The sequence below is a fragment of the Flavobacterium enshiense DK69 genome, from assembly GCF_000498495.1.
GTDB classification, from domain to species: Bacteria; Bacteroidota; Bacteroidia; order Flavobacteriales; family Flavobacteriaceae; genus Flavobacterium; species Flavobacterium enshiense.
The window spans coordinates 83,983-106,313 of record NZ_AVCS01000004.1 but is presented as its reverse complement, the minus strand read 5'-3'; the positions used below and the strand labels follow the sequence as shown (position 1 = coordinate 106,313).

Annotated in this window: 18 protein-coding genes and 4 tRNA genes; 14 read left to right on the top strand and 8 right to left on the bottom strand. The window is 35.8% G+C overall.

What is annotated here, in order from left to right:
• The first annotated feature begins 46 nt into the window (after positions 1-46).
• The 5 genes from FEDK69T_RS01670 to FEDK69T_RS01650 all read left to right on the top strand — a co-directional run bounded on the left by FEDK69T_RS01670 (position 47) and on the right by FEDK69T_RS01650 (position 5,170).
• Positions 47-997 carry a zinc metalloprotease gene (locus FEDK69T_RS01670; protein ID WP_023572399.1) on the top strand — a complete coding sequence of 317 codons (951 nt, stop codon included), beginning with the start codon at positions 47-49 and terminating at the stop codon, positions 995-997.
• A 291-nt stretch (positions 998-1,288) separates the two neighbouring features.
• A complete protein-coding gene (locus FEDK69T_RS01665; RefSeq protein WP_023572398.1) occupies positions 1,289-2,242 on the top strand; it encodes a zinc metalloprotease in 954 nt (317 codons plus the stop codon).
• A 78-nt stretch (positions 2,243-2,320) separates the two neighbouring features.
• Positions 2,321-3,412, top strand: a complete 1,092-nt coding sequence (locus tag FEDK69T_RS01660) for an AI-2E family transporter (RefSeq protein WP_023572397.1) — start codon at positions 2,321-2,323, stop codon at positions 3,410-3,412.
• A 1-nt stretch (position 3,413) separates the two neighbouring features.
• Complete coding sequence (locus FEDK69T_RS01655) at positions 3,414-4,592, top strand: THUMP-like domain-containing protein (RefSeq protein WP_023572396.1); 1,179 nt, start codon at positions 3,414-3,416, stop codon at positions 4,590-4,592.
• Positions 4,593-4,600: 8 nt separating this feature from the next.
• Positions 4,601-5,170 carry a hypothetical protein gene (locus FEDK69T_RS01650; protein WP_035629926.1) on the top strand — a complete coding sequence of 190 codons (570 nt, stop codon included), beginning with the start codon at positions 4,601-4,603 and terminating at the stop codon, positions 5,168-5,170.
• 59 nt (positions 5,171-5,229) lie between these two features.
• Here FEDK69T_RS01650 and FEDK69T_RS01645 read toward each other — a convergent pair.
• The 4 genes from FEDK69T_RS01645 to FEDK69T_RS01630 form a co-directional block, all read right to left on the bottom strand.
• Positions 5,230-5,294, bottom strand: a tRNA-Arg gene (locus FEDK69T_RS01645).
• A 624-nt stretch (positions 5,295-5,918) separates the two neighbouring features.
• Positions 5,919-5,992: transfer RNA gene (locus FEDK69T_RS01640), tRNA-Arg, on the bottom strand.
• A gap of 44 nt (positions 5,993-6,036) precedes the next feature.
• A tRNA-Pro gene (locus FEDK69T_RS01635) sits at positions 6,037-6,111 on the bottom strand.
• An 11-nt stretch (positions 6,112-6,122) separates the two neighbouring features.
• Positions 6,123-6,206 (bottom strand) — tRNA-Ser (locus tag FEDK69T_RS01630).
• Positions 6,207-6,483: 277 nt separating this feature from the next.
• Between FEDK69T_RS01630 and FEDK69T_RS01620 the strand changes: the two genes are divergently transcribed.
• Positions 6,484-7,662: an acetyl-CoA C-acyltransferase gene (locus tag FEDK69T_RS01620; RefSeq protein WP_023572394.1), complete on the top strand. Its 1,179-nt coding sequence runs from the start codon at positions 6,484-6,486 to the stop codon at positions 7,660-7,662.
• Between the two features lie 94 nt (positions 7,663-7,756).
• Positions 7,757-8,518, top strand: a complete 762-nt coding sequence (locus tag FEDK69T_RS01615; RefSeq protein ID WP_023572393.1) for a C40 family peptidase — start codon at positions 7,757-7,759, stop codon at positions 8,516-8,518.
• Positions 8,519-8,565: 47 nt separating this feature from the next.
• Here FEDK69T_RS01615 and FEDK69T_RS01610 read toward each other — a convergent pair whose 3' ends face one another.
• On the bottom strand, positions 8,566-9,873 hold the full coding sequence (locus tag FEDK69T_RS01610; RefSeq protein WP_023572392.1) for an inorganic phosphate transporter: 1,308 nt from the start codon (positions 9,871-9,873) through the stop codon (positions 8,566-8,568).
• 23 nt (positions 9,874-9,896) lie between these two features.
• Positions 9,897-10,541 carry a DUF47 domain-containing protein gene (locus FEDK69T_RS01605; protein WP_035629852.1) on the bottom strand — a complete coding sequence of 215 codons (645 nt, stop codon included), beginning with the start codon at positions 10,539-10,541 and terminating at the stop codon, positions 9,897-9,899.
• A 179-nt stretch (positions 10,542-10,720) separates the two neighbouring features.
• On the opposite strand from FEDK69T_RS01605, the gene FEDK69T_RS01600 reads away from it, so the two are divergent.
• From FEDK69T_RS01600 to FEDK69T_RS01580, 5 genes are all read left to right on the top strand, one after another.
• Positions 10,721-12,364 carry an acyl-CoA carboxylase subunit beta gene (locus FEDK69T_RS01600; protein ID WP_023572390.1) on the top strand — a complete coding sequence of 548 codons (1,644 nt, stop codon included), beginning with the start codon at positions 10,721-10,723 and terminating at the stop codon, positions 12,362-12,364.
• A gap of 32 nt (positions 12,365-12,396) precedes the next feature.
• Positions 12,397-12,837 carry a lipocalin family protein gene (locus tag FEDK69T_RS01595; RefSeq protein WP_023572389.1) on the top strand — a complete coding sequence of 147 codons (441 nt, stop codon included), beginning with the start codon at positions 12,397-12,399 and terminating at the stop codon, positions 12,835-12,837.
• A gap of 242 nt (positions 12,838-13,079) precedes the next feature.
• Positions 13,080-14,630: a S41 family peptidase gene (locus FEDK69T_RS01590; RefSeq protein ID WP_023572388.1), complete on the top strand. Its 1,551-nt coding sequence runs from the start codon at positions 13,080-13,082 to the stop codon at positions 14,628-14,630.
• A gap of 206 nt (positions 14,631-14,836) precedes the next feature.
• On the top strand, positions 14,837-16,453 hold the full coding sequence (locus FEDK69T_RS01585; protein ID WP_023572387.1) for a M1 family metallopeptidase: 1,617 nt from the start codon (positions 14,837-14,839) through the stop codon (positions 16,451-16,453).
• A 221-nt stretch (positions 16,454-16,674) separates the two neighbouring features.
• Positions 16,675-17,100, top strand: a complete 426-nt coding sequence (locus FEDK69T_RS01580; protein WP_023572386.1) for a DoxX family protein — start codon at positions 16,675-16,677, stop codon at positions 17,098-17,100.
• Between the two features lie 104 nt (positions 17,101-17,204).
• Here the strand turns inward: FEDK69T_RS01580 and FEDK69T_RS01575 are convergent, their stop codons facing one another.
• Both FEDK69T_RS01575 and FEDK69T_RS01570 read right to left on the bottom strand, forming a co-directional pair.
• A complete protein-coding gene (locus tag FEDK69T_RS01575) occupies positions 17,205-18,239 on the bottom strand; it encodes an AMP-binding protein (RefSeq protein WP_035629854.1) in 1,035 nt (344 codons plus the stop codon).
• Positions 18,239-19,153 (bottom strand): CPBP family intramembrane glutamic endopeptidase, encoded by a 915-nt coding sequence (locus FEDK69T_RS01570; protein ID WP_023572384.1) that lies wholly within the window; start codon positions 19,151-19,153, stop codon positions 18,239-18,241. Before FEDK69T_RS01570 ends, FEDK69T_RS01575 begins: the two co-directional genes overlap by 1 nt.
• A gap of 107 nt (positions 19,154-19,260) precedes the next feature.
• On the opposite strand from FEDK69T_RS01570, the gene arsC reads away from it, so the two are divergent.
• The gene (gene arsC / locus FEDK69T_RS01565) at positions 19,261-19,602 is read left to right on the top strand and encodes an arsenate reductase (glutaredoxin) (RefSeq protein WP_035629855.1); all 342 of its coding nucleotides are present in this window, start codon (positions 19,261-19,263) and stop codon (positions 19,600-19,602) included.
• A gap of 97 nt (positions 19,603-19,699) precedes the next feature.
• Complete coding sequence (locus FEDK69T_RS01560) at positions 19,700-22,255, top strand: TonB-dependent receptor domain-containing protein (protein ID WP_023572382.1); 2,556 nt, start codon at positions 19,700-19,702, stop codon at positions 22,253-22,255.
• Positions 22,256-22,331 lie beyond the last annotated feature (76 nt).

Here is a 22,331-nt window from a genome sequence, read left to right as displayed (position 1 = left end):
AAATTTTTAAAACATTTCTTCAATTATCAACTTAATCTTACTAATTATGAAAAAAATCTTTTTAGCAACAGGGGTATTGGCAATGCTGGTTTCCTGTATGAACGAGGATTCAGCAACGAAAACTGAACAAATTTCAACTACTGCAAAAAGAAATTGCGCTTCCAACGAAGTTTTACAGGCACAGTTAAAAGCTAATCCAAAATTAGCCATTACAATGAATGAAATTGAATCATTCACTGAAAGAGCCATCAGAGAAGGCCGTTTAGTTAATGGTAAAATTGAAATACCTGTTGTAGTCAATGTTCTATACAAAACTGCAGCCCAAAACATTTCTCAGGCACAAATTCAATCGCAAATTGATGTTCTTAACCAAGACTTTAACGCAACCAACCCAGATTTTAATCAAGTGCCCACATTGTTTTCCGGAGTAAAAGCCAATATTGGAATCTCTTTCGTATTACAAGGTGTTGTCAGAAAATCTACAAATACAACTTCATGGAGTACTAACGATGCCATGAAGAAAGCTCCAAAAGGAATCCCTCCTACCACACCATCCACTGTACTGAACTTATGGTGCTGCAATATGGGAGGCGGAATCTTAGGATATGCACAATTCCCTGGAGGACCTTCTTCTACTGACGGTGTTGTTATTGATGACAACGCTTTCGGTAATACTGGGACTGCAGCTTATCCTTTTAATTTAGGAAGAACCGCTACTCATGAAGTTGGACACTGGATGAATCTTCGCCATATTTGGGGAGATGCTACTTGTGGAAACGACTTTGTTGCTGACACTCCATTACACAATACAGCTAATTACGGAAATCCAACCTATCCGCATTACAGCACTTGTACAGGAACTCCTGTGGAAATGACAATGAATTATATGGATTACACTGACGACCGAGCAATGTATATGTTCTCAAATGCGCAAAAATCAAGAATGCTTGCCGTTTTTGCAGCCGGAGGGCCAAGAAATTCATTCGCGCAACCATAAGATATACACTTCCAAAACTTAAAAACTCGCTATTTAAGCGAGTTTTTTTATTTAAACAAGTACTATAGAAAAAAATCTCCCGGATTTAATGCGAATTTTTCAACAAACCAAATCACATTTAATCAATAATTTTATTTTCCATATGTTAAATTTAATTTTAATAATTATTTAACAAAAATTTGACAAAACAATTAAATTTATTACAAAATAATTTGCTTCACAATAAATTTTGTTATAAAATTGCAATGTTTTAATCATAAAAAGAAATATTTAACATCAAAACCTACATTTATGAAAAAAATTATCTTATCAGCAGCGTTGCTGATTTCACTAATCTCTTGTAACAAAGAAGAAAATTCTACTGCAAGCACAAACGAAATGTCAACTGCCAAAAGAAACTGTGCTTCAAACGAAGTTCTTGTGGAACAAATGAAACAAGATCCTCAATTGGCTATTAAAATGAATGAAATTGAATCATTTACAGAAAGAGCGATCAGAGAAGGCCGTTTAGTGAATGGAGTAATTGAAATCCCTGTAGTTGTAAACGTATTGTACAAAACAGCTGCTGAAAACATTTCTCAAGCTCAAATCCAATCCCAAATTGATGCATTAAACAAAGATTACAATGCAACAAACACTGATTTCAACCAAGTTCCGGCTGCTTTCTCAGGAGTAAAAGCAAATGTTGGGATTTCATTTGTCTTAGATCAGGTTATCAGAAAATCTACAACAAAAACCTCTTGGGGTACAAGAGATACAATGAAAAAAACAAAACAAGGTGGATTGGATCCTGTATCACCAACAACAAAACTTAATTTATGGGTTTGTACAATCGGTGGAGGTATCTTAGGATATGCACAATTCCCTGGTGGAGCGTCTTCAACTGATGGTGTAGTAATTGACTCTAGATATTTCGGAACTACGGGAACTGCAACTTACCCATACAACTTAGGAAGAACAGCAACTCACGAAGTTGGTCACTGGATGAACTTACGTCACATTTGGGGTGATGCTACTTGTGGAAACGACAACGTTGCTGATACGCCATTACACAATGCAGCTAACTACGGAGTTCCTGCTTACCCTCACTACAGTACATGTACAGGAACACCTATTGAAATGACCATGAACTACATGGATTACACAGACGACAGAGGAATGTATATGTTCTCGGAAGGACAAAAACAAAGAATGTTAGCTATATTTGCAGCAGGTGGAGCAAGAAATTCATTCGCACAACCATAAAAACTAACCAAAATAAATCATTAAAACTCGCTTAATAAGCGAGTTTTTTTTTACTTTTAATTCATCAAATTAATTCAGATGACTTCAAAAGATATTTCAAACGGTATTCTTGGGGCAATTTTCAAACTAACCGGAATCGCTATTTTGATTTATGTCCTCTATTTGATTAAAACCGTACTTGTCTATATTTTAATTTCTTTGCTTTTAGCGATGATAGGCAATCCGATTGTGGATTTTATCAAACAAAAACTGAAACTAAAAAAAAACATATTGGCCGTGGTACTAACCATGCTTTTTTATGTCATGCTCATTTCGGGGTTTATTCTGCTTTTCATCCCATTATTTGTTTCTCAGGGACAGAATCTCTCCCTTTTGGATACGAAAGAATTTGAAAAAGTTTTTTTTAATTTAATCAATCAAGTAGCTGCTTTTTTAGATTCACACCATATTAATGCTCAAGATATTTATAAAAAGCTCAATATCTCATCAAGACTAAACTTCAGTATTATAACGTCTTTTTTAAATTCATTCATTAATCTTCTGAGCAGTTTCAGCATTGGTTTAGCATCTGTTTTCTTTATCACTTTTTTTATGCTGAAAGACAGGCGTTTATTCAAAATGATTTTTATTAAAGTAATTCCGGATCAACATGAAGATAAAATATTGGCCTCTATCGATAAAATTACCCATTTGCTGTCGCGTTATTTTATTGGGATCTTGGTGCAACTATCGATAGTTTTCATACTCTATTTAATAGTACTTTTAATCATCGGAATAGATAATGCCCTAACCATTGCTTTTATATGTGCGATTTTAAACATCATACCGTATATTGGCCCACTTATCGCAAATGTTTTGGCAATTATACTTACCATGCTTAGTTTTGCTGGAGCAGATTTCGCAACCGTAATGCTTCCGAATTCTATATATATAATGATTGGATTCATGATAGTTCAGTTTATTGACAACAACATCAGTCAACCGTATATTTTTTCAAGCAGCGTTTATTCCCATCCTTTAGAAATTTTTCTGATCATACTGATAGGTGGCTTCCTGTTTGGAATTTCCGGAATGATCCTCGCTGTACCCTCTTACACTGCTTTAAAAGTGATCGGTAAAGAATTTATTCCTGAAAATAAAATTATCCGGATACTAACTAAAAATATTTAATTTGGATTCTCCTCTTTTAAGTTCAGCCGTCCAGGACTTTATAACCGATTCGTTACAGGCAAATTTTGCTAAAATTGCACTGATGAAAAATCCGTTTCCGGAAATCAAATGGAATGATATTTTAAATCAGATAGCTTCAAAAAATAAAGCAAAAGAAAAACTGCCAACCTGGTTTAGCCATAAATATATCATTTATCCGTCAAAAATCTCAATAGAACAAACTTCATCGGAAAGAGCCGCAAAGTACAAAGCATCGCTTATTGATGGAGTTACATTAATAGATCTTACTGGAGGTTTTGGCATTGATGATTATTACTTTGCCCAAAAATTCAATAAAGTGGCACATTGCGAAATCAATGAGGAGCTATCAAAGATTGTCCAACACAACTATCAGATTCTAAATCAGCGAAATATAGAATGTTTTCAGGGTGACAGTTTGGAAATCCTGAAGAAACTCAATTTTAAATGGAGCTGGATTTACATTGACCCTTCCCGACGAAGCGATGTAAAAGGAAAAGTCTTTATGCTAAAAGACTGTTTACCCAATGTTCCTTACCATTTAGATGACTATTTTGAGTATTCTGACCATATACTGATAAAAACGGCTCCTATACTAGACATAACAGCAGGTTTGTCAGAACTTCGATTTGTCAAAAAAATCCATTGTATCGCAGTAGACAACGAAGTAAAAGAACTGCTTTGGGAAATTGAGAAAGACTATAATGGAAATATAATCCTGAATGCGGTGTCCCTAACAAAGGACAAAACAGAAACTTTCTCTGTCGATTATGGTGACACCGACATAAAAGCGAACTATTCCCTTCCAAAAAAGTACCTCTATGAGCCTAATGCAGCAATGATGAAAACTGGTGCATTTGAAGCTATTGGAGTTACATATGATATTGAAAAACTGCATCAGCACTCACATTTATATACTTCAGACAAAGAAATTGATTTTCCTGGCAGGAAATTTGCACTAAAAGAACAGTTATCATTCGACAAAGCGACATTGAAGAAGCATTTGGAAGGCAAAAAATTCAATATCACAATTCGGAATTTTCCAATGTCTGTTGATGAAATCAGAAAAAAATGGAAAATAAGCGACGGAGGGAATGACTATTGCTTTTTCACGACTGACATAAATAATGATAAAATAGTTTTACTTTGCGAAAAAATTTAAAAACAAAAATGAAAAATTTAGTATCAGCCCTATTCTTATTTATCGGAATCATTGCTAATGCCCAACAAAAAAACTGTGAATACGATGTAGACGAAAAAACAGATTCTACTTTCATAAAGAAAACACCTGATTACCTTATCCATGAAAAAGACTTTGTAAATTCAAACGATTTTGTACTTTTCTCTTTGGTTAATTCAGACGGAATACCGTATCTCAATTTTCAATTATTGCAAAAAAGCAAAGATTTTATCAGTCCGAAATGTTTTGACGGAACTTCTAAAATCTCACTTCAGTTATCCAACGGCAAAATCATAACACTGTTAAGTGCGGGTGACACTTGCGGTCAGTTAAACTATAATGAAAAAGAAAAAAACAACATTCGACTTTTAAACAGCTATTTCATGTTTGAAAAAAACAGTTTTGAAGATTTAAAAAAATATCCGGTAACAATAATGAAAGTGAAGTTTTCTAGTGAAACAGCTGATTATATATTCAAAAAAGAACTAAAATCGGATAAAATCAAAGGAACCTATTCGCCCGAACAGTACTTTATCAACTATTTAAATTGTATTGAATAACAATTTAAACATAGTATAAACAAAAAACCACTGAAATTCAGTGTTTTTTTTGTTTTTGATCGTGTCAGGATTCGAACCTGAGATCTACTGCTAAGAAGACAGTTCCTCTATCCAGCTGAGCTACCGTGAATCCTATGAATTATGTATTTTTTACTCCTTTGTACAAATTATGTGCAATACTTGACAAATATCTTATTTATCATTTATGAAAGAAAGAGCAAAAGCGAGCACTACATTTGCAATACCTAATAATATACTTCCTATAAATATGAACCAAACAAAATCCCAAAAAGAATTAATACTAAGCAACATATTAATTACAAAATAAAGATACAGCCCCCAAATAAATAATCTTAAAATTGTTTTCATGTTTTATTTATTATTTTTTTTGCAAAGCTAGGCAAATTACTCTTAAACAAACCATAACACTCTGACATAATGGACTTTAAATAGCACAAGCACATAAACTGAGGAGCGTATCGCTGATGAAAAACACATTAGGGGGTGTTTGTTGGGAGTAGACTATCCTATCTTTGATAAATTGAAAAATCAAAAATTAATGAAATTGATTAAAGATAATAAAATAATTTACTTGATTATCTCCTGAAGTATCGTCCAAACAGTGTGCAAAGTATGTGTAAAATAAATTGAAGAAGTAATCTTTTTACACTTATTTAGGAGCGTGATTCACGGTCACTAATAACATCTAAAAACAACAAAACCCTTTGATATCAAAGGGCTTGTGTTGTGATCCCGTCAGGATTCGAACCTGAGACCTACTGCTTAGAAGGCAGTTGCTCTATCCAGCTGAGCTACGGGACCTTAAGTCTTTTTTTCAGTTGTATTGGGAATACTGAAACATTTCGTCGGGGTGGCAGGATTCGAACCTGCGACCTCCTGGTCCCAAACCAGGCGCGATGACCGGGCTACGCTACACCCCGTGCAAAAAAAGCGGAGAGACAGGGACTCGAACCCTGGCGACGGTTACCCGTCGACAGATTAGCAATCTGCTCCGTTACCACTCCGGCACCTCTCCTGTTTTGCAAAGAACTTATCCTTATTTTGCGGTTGCAAATGTATGTTAACGATATTGTTTCTGCAACTATTTCTTAAGTTATTTTTCATTTTTTTGAAAGAAATTTTAAAACTGTTTCATTGTCAGATAAATAGAAATATAAAAAATTTGACATTTTTAAAGCTTGAACCTCAAATTATCCCTTTAGTTGAAAAACCTCATATTTTTAGATTCAAATTTAGTTATGTGGACAATTTTGGTTAAATTCGCATCTTGAATGAATAAACAACATAATGTCATGAATAAAAAAGTAGTTATTGTATCAGCTGTAAGAACTCCAATAGGAAGTTTCATGGGTAGTTTATCAACCGTTACAGCTCCACAATTAGGTGCAACAGCAATTAAAGGTGCTTTAAATAAAATCAATTTAGATCCGAATTTAGTAGAAGAAGTGATAATGGGTAACGTAGTTCAGGCAGGTGTTGGTCAAGCTCCAGCCCGTCAGGCAGCTATCTATGCAGGATTACCTAACACAGTAGCTTGTACTACAGTAAATAAAGTATGTGCTTCAGGAATGAAAGCGATTATGCAGGGCGCTCAGGCTATCATGGCCGGAGATGCTGAAGTAATCGTTGCAGGTGGTATGGAAAACATGAGCTTGATTCCTCACTACGTACACATGAGAAACGGAGCGAAATTCGGACCAACAACTCTTGTTGACGGAATGCAGAAAGATGGTTTAACAGACGCATATGAGCACACAGCTATGGGTGTTTCTGCCGACTTATGTGCAACAGAATATAAAATTACACGCGAAGAGCAGGATGCGTTCGCAATCCAATCTTATGAGCGTTCTGCAAAGGCTTGGGAAACAGGTAAATTCAACAATGAGGTTGTTCCTGTGTCTATTCCTCAAAGAAAAGGCGATCCAATCGTTTTCGCTAAGGACGAAGAATATTCAAACGTAAAATTGGACAAAATTCCAACGCTAAACGCTGTATTTACAAAAGACGGAACAGTTACAGCTGCCAATGCTTCAACTATCAATGATGGTGCTGCTGCTGTAGTTTTAATGAGTGAAGAAAAAGCAAACGCAATGGGACTAAAACCATTGGCTTACATCAAATCATACGCAGATGCTGCACAAGAACCTAAATGGTTTACAACTGCACCTGCTAAAGCATTACCAAAAGCATTAGACAAAGCTGGTCTTTCAGTTTCTGATGTGGATTTCTTCGAATTCAATGAGGCTTTCTCAGTAGTTGGATTGGCTAATGCAAAAATCTTAGGCTTAGACAACGATAAAGTAAACGTAAACGGTGGTGCTGTTTCTTTAGGTCACCCTCTGGGATGTTCCGGAGCAAGAATCGTGGTTACTTTAATCAATGTTTTAGAACAAAACAATGCTAAAATCGGAGCTGCTGCTATCTGTAATGGCGGTGGTGGTGCTTCAGCAATTGTTATCGAAAGAGCTTAATCACTTATAAATTTAAGAATTATGGGTTATAAGTTTTAGAACTTATTTGAGTTCGACTTATAACTCATAATTTATTAACTCATAATTTCCTTAAATGTTTGCTATTTGTAATTTAGCCATAGTTCCATTACGCGCAGAACCAAGCGACAGAAGCGAATTAGTTTCTCAGGTACTCTTTGGCGAACATTTCAAAATTTTAGAACAAACGGACAAATGGTCCCGAATTCAATTGGCTTTTGACAGTTACGAAGGCTGGATTGACAACAAACAATTTCAGTTAATTTCTGAGGCGAATTACGCATTTCTTTCTAATTCGGCATCGATAATGAGTGCTGACCTGATAGAATTCATTACGACTCACAACAATTCGCTATTACCAATTTCAATAGGAAGTTCCCTGTCTTTTTTGGACAACCCTGAAATCAATACCTCGCAATTTTCTTTTGAAGGTATTAAAGCTTGTGGCATTAAGCCAAAATCAGAATTAATCAAAACTGCATTCATGTATTTGAATGCTCCTTATTTATGGGGAGGAAAAACTCCTTTTGGCATTGACTGTTCGGGCTTCACCCAAATGGTTTATAAGCTGAATGGTTATTCTTTACTTCGTGATGCCTCGCAACAGGCTACACAAGGAGAAGCATTGAGTTTCATTGAAGAAAGTGAGCCGGGCGATTTAGCTTTTTTCGATAATGAAGAAGGACGAATTACGCATGTGGGAATAATAATGGACGACAATTACATTATTCACGCGCACGGAAAAGTACGCATTGACCGATTGGATCATCTGGGAATTTACAATATTGATAGCGGAAGACACACTCACAAACTCCGGGTCATTAAAAAGATCGTATAAAAAAACCACGCTATTTGCGTGGTTTTTTTATATCCTTTATATGATAATTATAGTATTGCGCTTAACAAATAATAAGTGATAGCTGCAATTACCGCTGAAACAGGAATGGTTAATATCCAAGCCCATAACAAACTAACGGTTACACCCCAACGAACAGCCGAAACCCTTTTCGTTAAACCCACCCCGATAATCGAGCCGGTAATAGTGTGAGTTGTAGAAACCGGAATTTTAAAGTGCTCCGTCATGAATAATGTCAACGCACCTGCAGATTCAGCAACTACACCTTCAAAAGCAGTTACTTTCGTGATTTTAGATCCCATTGTTTTCACAATTTTCCATCCACCACTTAAAGTTCCTAAACCAATTACGGTATAACAGGTTATTGGAATCCAACCCGGCATTGTTCCTTTATCAATATCAACATTTAAATCAAACCAACCTGCAGACAAATCAATATCCGGGTTTGCTTTGATATAAACCGCAACTGCAGCCGCAATGATACCCATTACTTTCTGAGAGTCGTTACCTCCGTGCCCTAAACTGAAGGCTGCTGACGATAATAACTGCATCTTTTTAAGGATAGCTTCAGATTTCGCTACAGAAAAATAACTGAATATCAAATTAAAGACAGACAAACTAAAAAAGATAAAACCTACCAACAGAAACTTTATATTATGAGGCTCTGCTACGACGCTCCAAAAATGGCTATCAAATCTTGGATCTTTTATTTTTTCATAAGGATGTAAAACAGAAGACAGGAACAAAACCCCAAGCAACATTATTAAAACGGTTACAATCTTCGGATAAATACTTTTCTTAGAAGCATACATCATCCATAGTGATATAAAATAAGAAATTATCATACCTAACAACGGAGCAAAAACAATAAAAAGTATTACTATGAAAACCCCTGTAGGCAGCAACTCCCCTTCTTTGGCAGCTTTAAACCAGTTAACAATTTTAAAACCTGCATGTTCAGGATCAGTGACTGATGATAATCCATGAGCGATGGCAGCACCCGCAAAACCTCCGATAAGTGTATGAGAGGATGAAGAGGGGATTCCTTTCCACCAAGTCAATAAGTTCCAGATAATTGCCGCAATAATTCCAGCCAAAATCACGGTCAGATTAATACTTCCGGTGTGCGCAGTTTTAGCTACTGTATCAGCAACTCCAAAACCAAAAACCCAATAAGCCAGGAAGTTAAAAAATGCAGCCCAAAATACAGCCTGAAATGGCGTAAGAACTTTAGTAGCGACTATAGTCGCGATTGAGTTCGCCGCATCGTGAAAACCATTGATATAGTCAAAAATTAGCGCTAATACAATGATTATTAATAATAGTGTAAAATCCATAAATACTTTCTGATTGAAAAGAATTAAGAATGCTTAACAACAATTGATTCTAAAACATTCGCAACGCCTTTACACTTATCAGTAGCCGTTTCTAATGAAGAAAGAACTTCTTTGTATTTAATAACGTTTTTAGCATCTGTTTCGTTTTCAAAAATATCCGCTACGGCTTTATCGAAAACACTGTCTGCTTTACTTTCTAATTTGTTGATACGTTTACAAGCATCGGTTATTGACTTAAGATTTTTCAAATCTCTCAATTCATGAACTGCCTTACTAATTAACTTACAAGCCTCAAGATTGATTTCTGTCAACTTACGAATAGACTTGGTGATTTTCTCCACCTGATATAAACGCATTCTGCTTCCACCCTCATGCATATAATCCGCTACATCGTCAATTGCTTTAATTAAGGCATGGATATCTTCTCTGTCAAACGGCGTGATAAAGTTTCTGCTTAATTCCAAATGAGTCTTATGAGTAATCTCTTCTATATTAGCCTCTAACTCCTCAATTTTTTTATAATAACTCTCTCTTTCATTTTTAGGAGCATTTACAGCTTCGTGTAAAGTCTCTGCTAACAAGGTTAAATTATTTGCAGCTTGCTCAAATAAGGGGAAAAACTTTTTGTCTTTTGGTACCAAAAATTGGAAAATACTGTTTATTGACATCTTATGTTAATTTTGGCTGCAAAAGTATCTATTCAATGTTAAGTTAACGTTAAGTCAACGTTAATTCGTAATTAACATAGGCGTCAGAAAAGTATGGGAAATGATTGTTTTACAGAATAAAAAGTTTCGTATTTTAGCCAACCAAAATTACATCTTTTCAGCTAATAAAATAAAGCACAATGGATATTAACTTCAACAAAAACGAAGATCACAACAAACTTTTACTTTCCGACTTAAAACAGCGTTTAGCCAAAGTAAAACTTGGCGGCGGGGAAAAACGTATAGCAAAACTTCACGGCGAAGGAAAAATGACTGCCCGCGAACGTATCGAATATTTATTAGACAAAGGCGCCAAAAACATAGAAATCGGAGCATTTGTAGGCGAAGGCATGTACAAAGAACACGGAGGATGCCCGTCCGGAGGTGTTGTTGTTAAGATTGGCTATATCAACGGAAAGCAATGTGTGGTTGTAGCCAATGATGCTACTGTAAAAGCCGGAGCCTGGTTTCCTATCACCGCTAAAAAAAACTTACGAGCTCAGGAAATAGCGATGGAAAACAAACTTCCTATTATATATTTGGTTGACAGTGCCGGAGTTTACCTTCCATTGCAGGATGAAATTTTCCCTGATAAAGAACATTTCGGGCGTATTTTCCGCAACAATGCCATCATGAGCAGCATGGGAATCACTCAGATTGCAGCCGTTATGGGAAGTTGCGTTGCCGGAGGTGCTTATTTACCTATTATGAGCGACGAAGCACTGATTGTAGATAAAACCGGAAGTATTTTCCTTGCCGGAAGTTATTTGGTGAAAGCTGCAATTGGTGAAACAATAGACAATGAAACTCTAGGAGGAGCAACAACACACTGCGAAATCTCAGGTGTAACCGATTATAAAGCGAAAGATGATAAAGACGCTTTGGATACCATAAGAAACATTGTTGGAAAAATTGGTGATTATGACAAAGCCGGATTCAACAGAGTAAAAGCTGAAAAACCGGCATTGGACGAAAACGAAATCTTCGGACTAGTTCCAAAATCGAGAGCGGAACAATATGACATGATGGAAATCATCAAGCGTTTGGTTGATAATTCTGAAGTTGATGAATACAAAGCCGGTTACGGTCAATCCATCATCACTGCTTATGCACGTATTGACGGCTGGGCAGTCGGAATTGTAGCTAACCAGCGTAAAATTGTGAAAACAACCGGAGCAAAAACAAAACCAAGCGAAATGCAGTTTGGAGGTGTAATTTACTCCGATTCAGCCGATAAAGCCACGCGTTTTATTGCTAACTGTAATCAAAAGAAAATTCCGTTGGTATTCGTACACGATGTTACAGGATTCATGGTGGGTTCAAAATCAGAACACGGAGGAATCATTAAAGACGGAGCTAAAATGGTAAATGCTGTAGCCAATTCAGTTGTACCGAAATTTACTGTTGTAGTTGGAAACTCTTACGGAGCAGGAAATTACGCTATGTGCGGAAAAGCATACGACCCTCGATTAATCTTTGCCTGGCCAAGTGCCGAATTAGCCGTAATGGGTGGTGCTCAGGCTGCAAAAGTATTATTACAGATTGAAGAATCTGCAATGAAAGCAAGAGGAGAAGAAATTACTCCAGAAGTAGAAGCCGAATTATTTAATAAAATCAAATCGCGCTACGACGAGCAGGTTTCTCCTTATTATGCAGCTTCCCGTTTGTGGACCGACGCCATCATTGACCCATTGGATACAAGAAAATGGATTTCAATGGGAATCGAGGCTGCTAACCACGCCCCTATTGAAAAACCTTTTAATTTGGGTGTGATTCAGGTGTAATCTTCAAAATTAATTTAATTGCAAAACATACAATGAAATTCAATAAAACACTATTATTTATACTTGGATTTTTGATATCTGTATCTTGCTCAAAAGATGACAATGCCAGTGACGATTCTAGACAGCTTTTAATTGGAAAATGGAGACAAACAGGATCTGTAATGCCATCTAGCGGGGAGTCTTATACTGCGAACTATTGCGAATCGCAAACGATCTTTGAGTATCTCAACAATGGAGAATTAATACGAAATCTTTCTTATGGAGAGACTCCTTGTAGTACCCATATTAATCAAGCATCTTTCGAAAAAAAAGGAAATATAATAACAATCACTTCTAGCGAAGTTTATTACAAACTAAAAATTATTACTCTTAATAGCACAACTTTAAAATATGAAATGTTTTATGATAGTCAATTTGGAACGGTTGATGATTCGGATAAAGTAATTGATATTTTTACAAGAGTAAATGAATAAATCCAAATCAAACACTACGGATTTACACACTTAAACTGTATACCTAACACCTTATGACCTGATTCATAGGGTGTTTTTTTTACAAGTACAATTATATGTGCGTTTTTTAAATTTTATTTTTTCAATGCTTTCCAAGACTATTGCCAGCATTTTAGCGATAACAATTTATCTTACAAGCTATTACATAAGTTTTTAAAATAATTCGTAATTTTAGGAGTACCGATTTTCAATATCCTTCTGAAATGAAAAATACATTCCTTGTTTTTTTAGCACTTAGTGTACTGACAGGTTGCAATTCGGTCAGAAATAAAAATCTTTTTTCGGAAAAAATGATATCCGAGAAAAATTTAAAAGCTGATGTTGATTATTCGTATAAAAAACTCCGAAAACTGCACCCTAAACTATATTGGTACATCAGCAAAGAATCCCTCGACTATAAATTTGACAGCCTAAAATCGACTATTACTAAACCTATGACAAGTGTCGAGTTTTACGCAAAAATAAGTCCGGTTATTGCTGCCATAAAACAAGGACACACCACCATATATCCTTTACCGAGACACTTGTCAAAAAAAGAAAGAGATGCTTATGCAAAAAAAGGGATCGGGCCATTATCTCAATTTGAATTCGATATTCAAAATGACAAAATGTATGTTATTAAGAATAATTCACAGAACAAAAGCATCAAACCAGGTACCGAAGTTCTGATCATCAACAACAAAAACACATCTGACCTGATCAAAACCTACACTACCCGATTCACTGCAGATGGCTTTAACCAAACTTTTAAGAGAAATGAGCTATCAAGAAATTTTTCAATCTATTATACTTTGGAAAACGGTATTCAGGACAGCATACAATATGTTTTTAAACACAATGACACTTTAAAAAACACGGTAATTAAATGGAGCGAAACCGATTCGCTTAAAACAGCCGACAAACAAAGAAAGAAAAAAGAAAAAACAAGAAACAAAGCCGAAAAGAGCAAGAAAAATACTCGTGGATATGATCCACTTACAGAAACATACAACAGAAATCTCCGGTTCATCGAGAAAGACAGCAGCGTAGCGATTCTTAAAATCAACGAGTTTTCATTAGGAGATTACTATGAATTTTACAATGAGAGCTTCGTCAAAATGCACCGGTACGGCACAAAAACACTGATTCTTGACTTAAGAGATAATCCCGGTGGAAGGCTTGACGAAATAGCCTATCTGTACACCTATTTAGCGGATGGTACGTTCATTTTCATGGATGATTCCCAGGTAGTTTCAAAAACAAGCATGCTAAGCGGTGAGTATTTTAGAGACAGTCCTTTCGGAATTAAGATAGTCAAAGTCTTAATCGCTCCAGTCTATTATCCATATATGTTTTTTAAAACTCATAAAAAATCAGACGGAAACTACTATTTCAGTGTGGAAACAAAACCAGAATCTACTAGTCCTATAGCTTTTGGAGGTACAATGTATGTTTTGATTAATGGCGGAAGTATTTCGGCATCCAGCCTTATTTCTTCAAACCTTAAAGGTTCCGGAAGAGCTTTTTTCGTGGGAGAAGAGACAGGAGGGGCGTTCAACGGGACGGTGGCCGGCAAGATGTATGTTTCCAAACTTCCACATTCCAAATTAAATATTCGTTTCGGATTAATGGTCAATTCCTCAAATTATGAAACAATTGTTGACGGACGCGGCATATTTCCGGATAAGGTTATTATACCTACTTTGGAAGATCGGATTGAAGGCAGGGATCCGGAAATGGAATGGATTCTGCAGCAATTAAAAGTCAATAATTAATCAGGAAATCTTACGCCAAAAAACGTAACAAAATAACAAAATCTACTACTTATACTTCAGTAGATTTTTTAAATTTTATGAAAAACAAACAAAATAAATTCAAATGGGATTGGACACATCCCGGTGCAATTATGACAATACTAATAATCATTAGATTAATTTGGATGTTTTTTTTAAGAGACCTATATTATACTTATTTTTAAAATATGAAAAACATACTATTCTCTTCCCTACTCCTTTTAGGATTACAACAGGTATCAGCTCAGAATTTCACAAGAAAAGATTCACTTCAGGGCGGTTTGCGTCATGAACGTACAAGTTTTGACGTACAGCGTTACGATTTAAATATCAAAATTAATCCTGAAACTCAATCCATTGTCGGTTATAATGACATTACATTTAAAATCGCTGAACCGACAAACAAAATCCAAATCGACCTGTTCGACAACATGGATGTGGACAGTATTGTTTTCAATAAGAAGAAATTAAAATACAAAAGAGACAATCACGCCGTATTCATCGACCTGAACGGAACTATGCCTATCAAAAAAGAAGGCAAAATCCGTTTTTATTACTCAGGAAAACCATTGATTGCAAAAAATGCACCGTGGGATGGCGGTTTTGTGTTCAAAAAAGATGCTCAGGGTAAAGATTGGATCGGTGTTGCTGTTCAAGGAACCGGTGCAAGTTTATGGTATCCGGTTAAAGATACGCAAAGTGATGAGCCAGATTTTGGAGCTTCTGTTAAAGTGGCTGTTCCTAACGGATTAATGAATGTTTCTAATGGACGTTTCTTAGGTTCGGAAGATTTAAAAAACGGATATACACGTTGGGACTGGGAAGTTAAAAGTCCGATAAACACTTATGACATCACTGTTAATGTTGCCGATTATGTTCATATTCACGACAATTATAAAGGATTGGATTTGGATTATTATGTATTACGTGAGAACGAAGAGAAAGCCCGTAAACATTTTGAAGCAGATGTGAAACGCATGATGGATTGCTTCCAATCGAAATTCGGCACCTATCCTTTTAAAGAAGACGGCTATAAATTGGTTGAAACTTCTTATTTAGGCATGGAACACCAAAGCGCTGTTGCTTACGGAAATAAATATCTAAAAGGTTATTTAGGTCGCGATAACAGCCACACAAGCATAGGATTAACTTTTGATTTCATCACCATACACGAAACGGGCCACGAATGGTTTGGAAACAGTGTGACTTCAAAGGATATTGCAGACATGTGGATCCACGAAGGATTTACAACTTACTCCGAAGCAGTTTTTGTAGAATGCACACTGGGTTACGAAAAAGCATTACAATACGTTAACGGGCAAGGTGCTAACGTTCGAAATGACAAACCGATTATTGGGCATTATGGCGTAAACAATGAAGGCTCCGGTGACATGTATTACAAAGGTTCTTTAATGTTGAATACGATTCGTCACATTGTAAATGACGATGCCAAATGGTGGAAAATGATTTTGAAATACTCTGAAACCTATCGCCATAAAATCATCGATACCGAAACCGTTGTAACTTTTTTCAATAAGGAAACCGGTATGAACCTTACTCCCGTTTTTAATCAATACTTACGTTATAAAAACATTCCTGCATTAGAAGTACGTCAAAACGGAAAGAATGTGGAAATACGCTGGAAAACCGATGTAGCAAATTTTGTAATGCCATTAGAATATACACTAAACGGAAAAACAACAAGAATAAACACTACAAACAACTGGCAGAGTATTCCTAAAGCAACTATGGATAAGGTAGAGTTCAACAAACTGAAAATGTTCTACACTATTTCCAAGCAATAAACTTGTTCAGACAACCATTTATATGAAATCTAAATCCCGATAATTTCGGGATTTTTTTTTATTTTTATTACTCCAATTATCCGGTTTTAATAGCATCATTTTTATTTATAGCCAATTCCACACAAAAAAACACTTCATCGACTTTAAGGTTCTTTTCGACGGAAAAATTACGATAAGTAATTCGTTATTAATAATTTAGAACTAATCAAATAAGAGAAGCCATGGATACTGTAAAAAATTTAAATAAATGGGCAAACTCACATACCAGTTATCCGCTGGATGTGTTGCGGGTGGCTCTTGGAATTTTTTTAATTGTCATGGGGGGTGTTTTTATCACAAACAAACATTACCTACATGAAATTATTTTGAATTCGATGCAGAATTTTGGCAGTGAGATGTTAATGATTCATTACATTGCTTCAGCACATATGATGGGAGGTATAATGATTATCTTCGGTTTACTTACAAGATGGGCAATTTTGGCACAAATACCAATCTTAATCGGAGCGATTGCCGTTAACTTTATGGGACCATTTTATACTCAGAATTTCATTCTTGCATCAGTTTCACTGTTAGTTTGTATATTCTTCCTTTTCTACGGAAGCGGCAAACACTCGGCAGATTATTATTTTAAAATGCAGCAATAAATAAAAGCGAAAGCAAAACTACTTTTTTTCAAAATAACCACAAAGCATGCTTAACCTTCGTCGTGTGGGCGATGTGAACATTAAAAGGCAGCTTTGTGGTTCATTTATTTTATAGTTTCTGCTCGTTTTATTTTTCCGGTTTCTGTTTCGGAAAATTTAGGTACAAACAAAATTTCTTTCGGTTTTTCAAATTTACCCAAATCATCAAAAAGAGATGTTTCAAGTTCATATGGACTGCTCTCTATAACCAAAACCAGTTTTTCTCCCAATGAAGTATCGGGTTTACCGATGACAAAAAAACGATAAGGAATTTTTCGTCCCAGCTTCTCCTCTATTCTTTCAGGAAACAGCTTTACTCCCCCGCTGTTAATCACATTATCAAAGCGACCCAGCCAAACAAACTTACTGCCATCCTGCAACTCCACTACATCATTGGTGACGATTTTGATGTCAGATAACCTCGGAGCATCAATAACCAGACAATTTCTTTCATCTGTAGAAATAACAATACCCGGCAATACAGAAAAAGCAGTATCCTGAATTCGTTTTGCCGCTATATGCGTAATGGTTTCTGTCATTCCGTAAGTTTCGTAAAAATCCGCCGGAAGCTGTTTCAACTTATTGGATAAATCCGGATTCAATTTTGCTCCTCCGATAATTACTTTCTTTACCAAATGCAACTGCTCAATCGAATTCTCCACCTGAAGCGGAACCATAGCCGCAAAATCATAGTTTTTTTCATTTCCGTCAAGCGGACGGGAGTCCGGTTTTACAAAATCTAAATCCCAGCCCAGAACCATCGCACGAACCAACATCATTTTTCCGGCTATATATTGCATCGGTAAACAATGCAAAGCTTTACAATTGCTCTTCAGATCAAAGAAAGCAGCTGTAGCTAATGCCGAATTCACCATTGCTTCTTTCTTCAGTCGGATTATTTTAGAAGTTCCTGTTGTTCCGGAAGTTGTAACTTCAACATAGTTGTTTTCATCAAACCATTCCAAAACAAATTTGGACAAATGTCTTTCAAACTCTTCTTCCGAATTTGTTATTTCTTTGGCAAACGAATAAAATCCGATTGAATCATATTGTTTTCCGTTAAACTTAAAATCAGAATGTATTTTCAGAAAACGATCCATTATATTTCTTTTGTTTCAAAGTCGGATTGCTGAACCAACTTCCCGGTTAATTTCCCCTTCCAGTCCCTCCATCCGTATCTTTTTGAAAAAATATACAATAACATTGGAAAAATTATAAAAACCGGAATCATAATATCAAATCCGGCTGTAGGTTCTGAAATGTCTTTTAAAATCGAATTCGTCTGAAAAGCCGTCCAGTCCGCCGTAACCAAAAGAGCCCCAACTAAGTTATTGGCTGCATGAAAGCCCAAAGCAAGCTCCAATCCGTCATCCATTAAAGTTACAATTCCCAGGAAAAAACCGGTTCCTATGTAGTAAATCATGATAACAAGACCCAATTTTCCGACTTCCGGATTGGCAATATGCATTAATCCGAACAAAATCGACGAAACTAAAAAAGGAATCAATCTGCTGTTAGTTATTACACCCAAACCCTGCATTAGATAGCCGCGAAACAGGTACTCTTCAAAACTGGTCTGCAACGGAATCAAAATTACAGCCAGAATCAAAAAAGTAAAAAAAGGTATTGGTTCAAAATTAAACACAAAATTCTCAGGCGACGATAAATAGGAAAGTAACGTCAGTAATGCGGAAACTGCAGCCCATAACCCGAAAGAGAAAAAAATCCTGCTCCAATCTACTTTCTTTCTTGCTGTTGTCAGACTCCTGATACTTTGCCTGTGGATAAATTTAACCCAAAACAATAATCCGAAGCACATTAACGATAATGGTATAATTACAAAAACAAACGTGAGATTGCTGCCCCAGTTTTCAATCATCTGATCCATAAGCGCATCAGTACTCACATCCTGAGTCATCAGATAATTAGCTAACATTAATCCTGTAAATCCAAGTAAAACAGGCAGATAAAGTATAAAATTAAAATCTTTGTTCTTTATTTGTTCAATAAACATAGGTACGCTTTTAAAAAAATAGGTAGGCTTTGGAGAATTTTTGTTACACCGCAATATACTTCATTTTTTAAATTTTATCGAGTACTTTTGCCGAAAATATAAAAACCATGATTACAATCTATCATAACCCAAGATGTAGTAAATCCAGAGAAGGAGTTTGCTTATTGGAAGATAATGGCATCGAGTTTAACACCGTTAAATATCTTGATGAAAAAATTTCATTAGAAGAACTGACTGGAATACTTCAAAAATTAAATTGTAAACCGATTGAATTAGTCAGAACAAAAGAAGCGCTTTGGAAAGAATCATATAAAGACCAAAACCTTTCTGATGAAGAACTGATTAAAGTTATGGCTGACAATCCGGTTTTAATCGAAAGACCTATAATTATCAATGGTAATAAGGCGGTAATTGGAAGACCTACTGAAAGGATTCTGGAGATTATTTAGAATTATTCAATCTTCGTTTTAACAAAGATTTGGGAATTCATGCATAAACCAAAGGATATTTTTGCAGTCTTAGGAAGCAAATCAAACCAAATTATACATGAAAAATATCAAATCTTTAGTAACTTTTTTAGTACTGATTACCTCGTTATTTTCATTTTCACAGCAAAAACCACAAGCTCAAAAAGTGAAAGTAACGGGAAAAGTAATTGAAAAATCTACAAATCAGCCTTTGGAATATGCGAGCGTCTATGCTCAAAACACAAAAAATCCTTCGGCGGTATCAGGTGGTATGACCGATGCAAAAGGAGAATTTTCATTTGAAGTTCCTGCAGGTGTTTACTATATCAAAATTGAATTTTTAGGTTTTAAGACAGTAGAGTTTAAAGACAAAGCCATCGATTCCAATACAAATCTTGGTGTAATTGCCGTTGTGGAAGATTCCAAGCAATTGGATGAAGTTGTTATCGTTGCCGAAAAAGCTGCAGTTGAAATCAAATTAGACAAAAAGGTATACAATGTTGGCAAAGACATGACCGTAAAAGGCGGTACAGCCAGTGATGTTTTGGATAATGTTCCTTCCGTTTCGGTAGATGTTGACGGAAATGTAAGCTTACGAGGTAATGAAAACGTAAAAATACTAATCGACGGAAAACCGTCAGGAATGATTGGTGTAAACGTAGCGCAAGCCTTAAAGCAACTTCCGGCAGATGCCATCGAAAAAGTTGAAGTAATCACTAACCCTTCATCCCGCTATGAAGCTGAAGGTGGTGCCGGTATAGTAAACATTGTTCTTAAAAAAGGAAAAAACCAAGGAATTAATGGTAGTGTTACCGGTACGGTGGGCTATCCTGAAAACTATAACCTGACAGGTAATTTTAATTTCAGAGGTGAGAATTTCAATTTCTTTACCAATCTTGGTTACAATAACAGTACAAGCCCGGGTAACTACCTAAGAAACTCTGAATACACCACCCCTTCACCCGGATCACCAACATACATCGAGGAAACAAGAGAGAATGACAGAGAGCGGAGAGGAAAGAACAACAATTTTGGTTTGGAATGGTATTTAACAAAATCCTTAAGCTGGACAAACTCTGTAGGGTTTTCAAAAAATGAAGGAGGAAATCCAGAAGATGTAAATTATTATAATTATGATGCAAATCGTGAGTTAATGTACATCAGAAATCGTTATAATGATCAAACTAATGAAAATGACAACCTTAACTTCTCTTCCAACATTACCAAAAACTTTAAAAAAGAAGGGCATAAATTAACGGCTGACTTTTCGGTTTCCGGAAATCATGACAACGATATTTCCATTATTAAAGAAACTATTGTAGGAAGCTCAGCTGCTCCCGAAATAACCGGAACTATAAACTTTCAGAAGCAAAATCGAACCCTTGCGCAAACGGATTATGTTTTACCTATTGGCAAAGGGCAATTTGAAGCCGGATACAAAGGGGATTTTTCCGATATGTTAACCGATTATAAAGTAGAAGAAGATATTGACCCTGCTGTGGGACCAGGTTCAGGAATCGTCAATGAAGATTTAACAAACAAACTGAATTATAAGGAAAAGATAAACGCTGTTTATTCTCAGTACGGAAGGAAAATAGGAAAATTCAGTTATTTGGCAGGTCTTCGTTTTGAAGATTCAAATATTGATATCAATTTACTGACAACAAACGAATTCAATAACAAAAAATACAACAATCTTTTCCCAAGCTTGTTTTTAACATATGAATTAGGAGGAAAAAGCAGTGTCAGCGTAAACTACAGCAAAAGAATCAACCGTCCGAGAGGCCGTCTTATAAATCCGTTCTCAAGTTATTCCAGCGACATAGCCTATTTTAAAGGAAATCCGGATCTGGATCCTTCCATGACGAATGCTTTTGATATTGGATACATGAAACAATGGGATAAATTGACACTTACTACTTCTGTTTATTTAAATCATACTGAAAACTCATTTCAGTTCGTTCAAAGAGAATCAGGAAAATATGCTGTTACCGTTGTTGACGGAACGGATATAGTTGACCCTAATACCGGAGAAATTATTGTTATAGGTGGTCCGGACATCAGAATCCCTGTAATCGAAACTACTCCTATTAACCTGGCAACAGAATACAGAGGTGGTTTTGAATTTACACTAAACTACACTCCGTACAAATGGTGGAAATTAAACGGAAATTTCAACTTCTTCAGAAATGAAACACAAGGAGATTACACTTATGTAAATTATTTGGGAGAAACTGTAGTACAGGATTTCAACAACATTGCATTTACCTGGTTTACTCGTGTCACTTCAAGAGTTACATTACCATATGCTATTGAATGGCAAACCAATGTGACTTACAATGCGCCACAGGAAAATGCACAGGGAAAAAGTTTAGGTGTTGCATCTGCAAACTTAGCATTCAGTAAAGATGTATTAAAAGACAAAGGAACTGTTACTCTAAACGTAAATGACCTTTTTAATTCAAGAAAAAGAATTTTCGACAGTAATTTACCATCTGCAATAACACATACAGAAATGCAGGGTCGTGAAAGACAAATCAACTTGTCGTTCACTTATCGTTTCAATAAAAAGAAAACAGATAAAGACAGACAGCCTAAAAACGCTGGTGAAGGCGAAGACTTCATTGGAGGTTAAAATAAAAAAAGTCCCGATAAATCGGGACTTTTTTATTGTAAGAATAATTAGTTTTCTAATTTATTCATCACGCTTT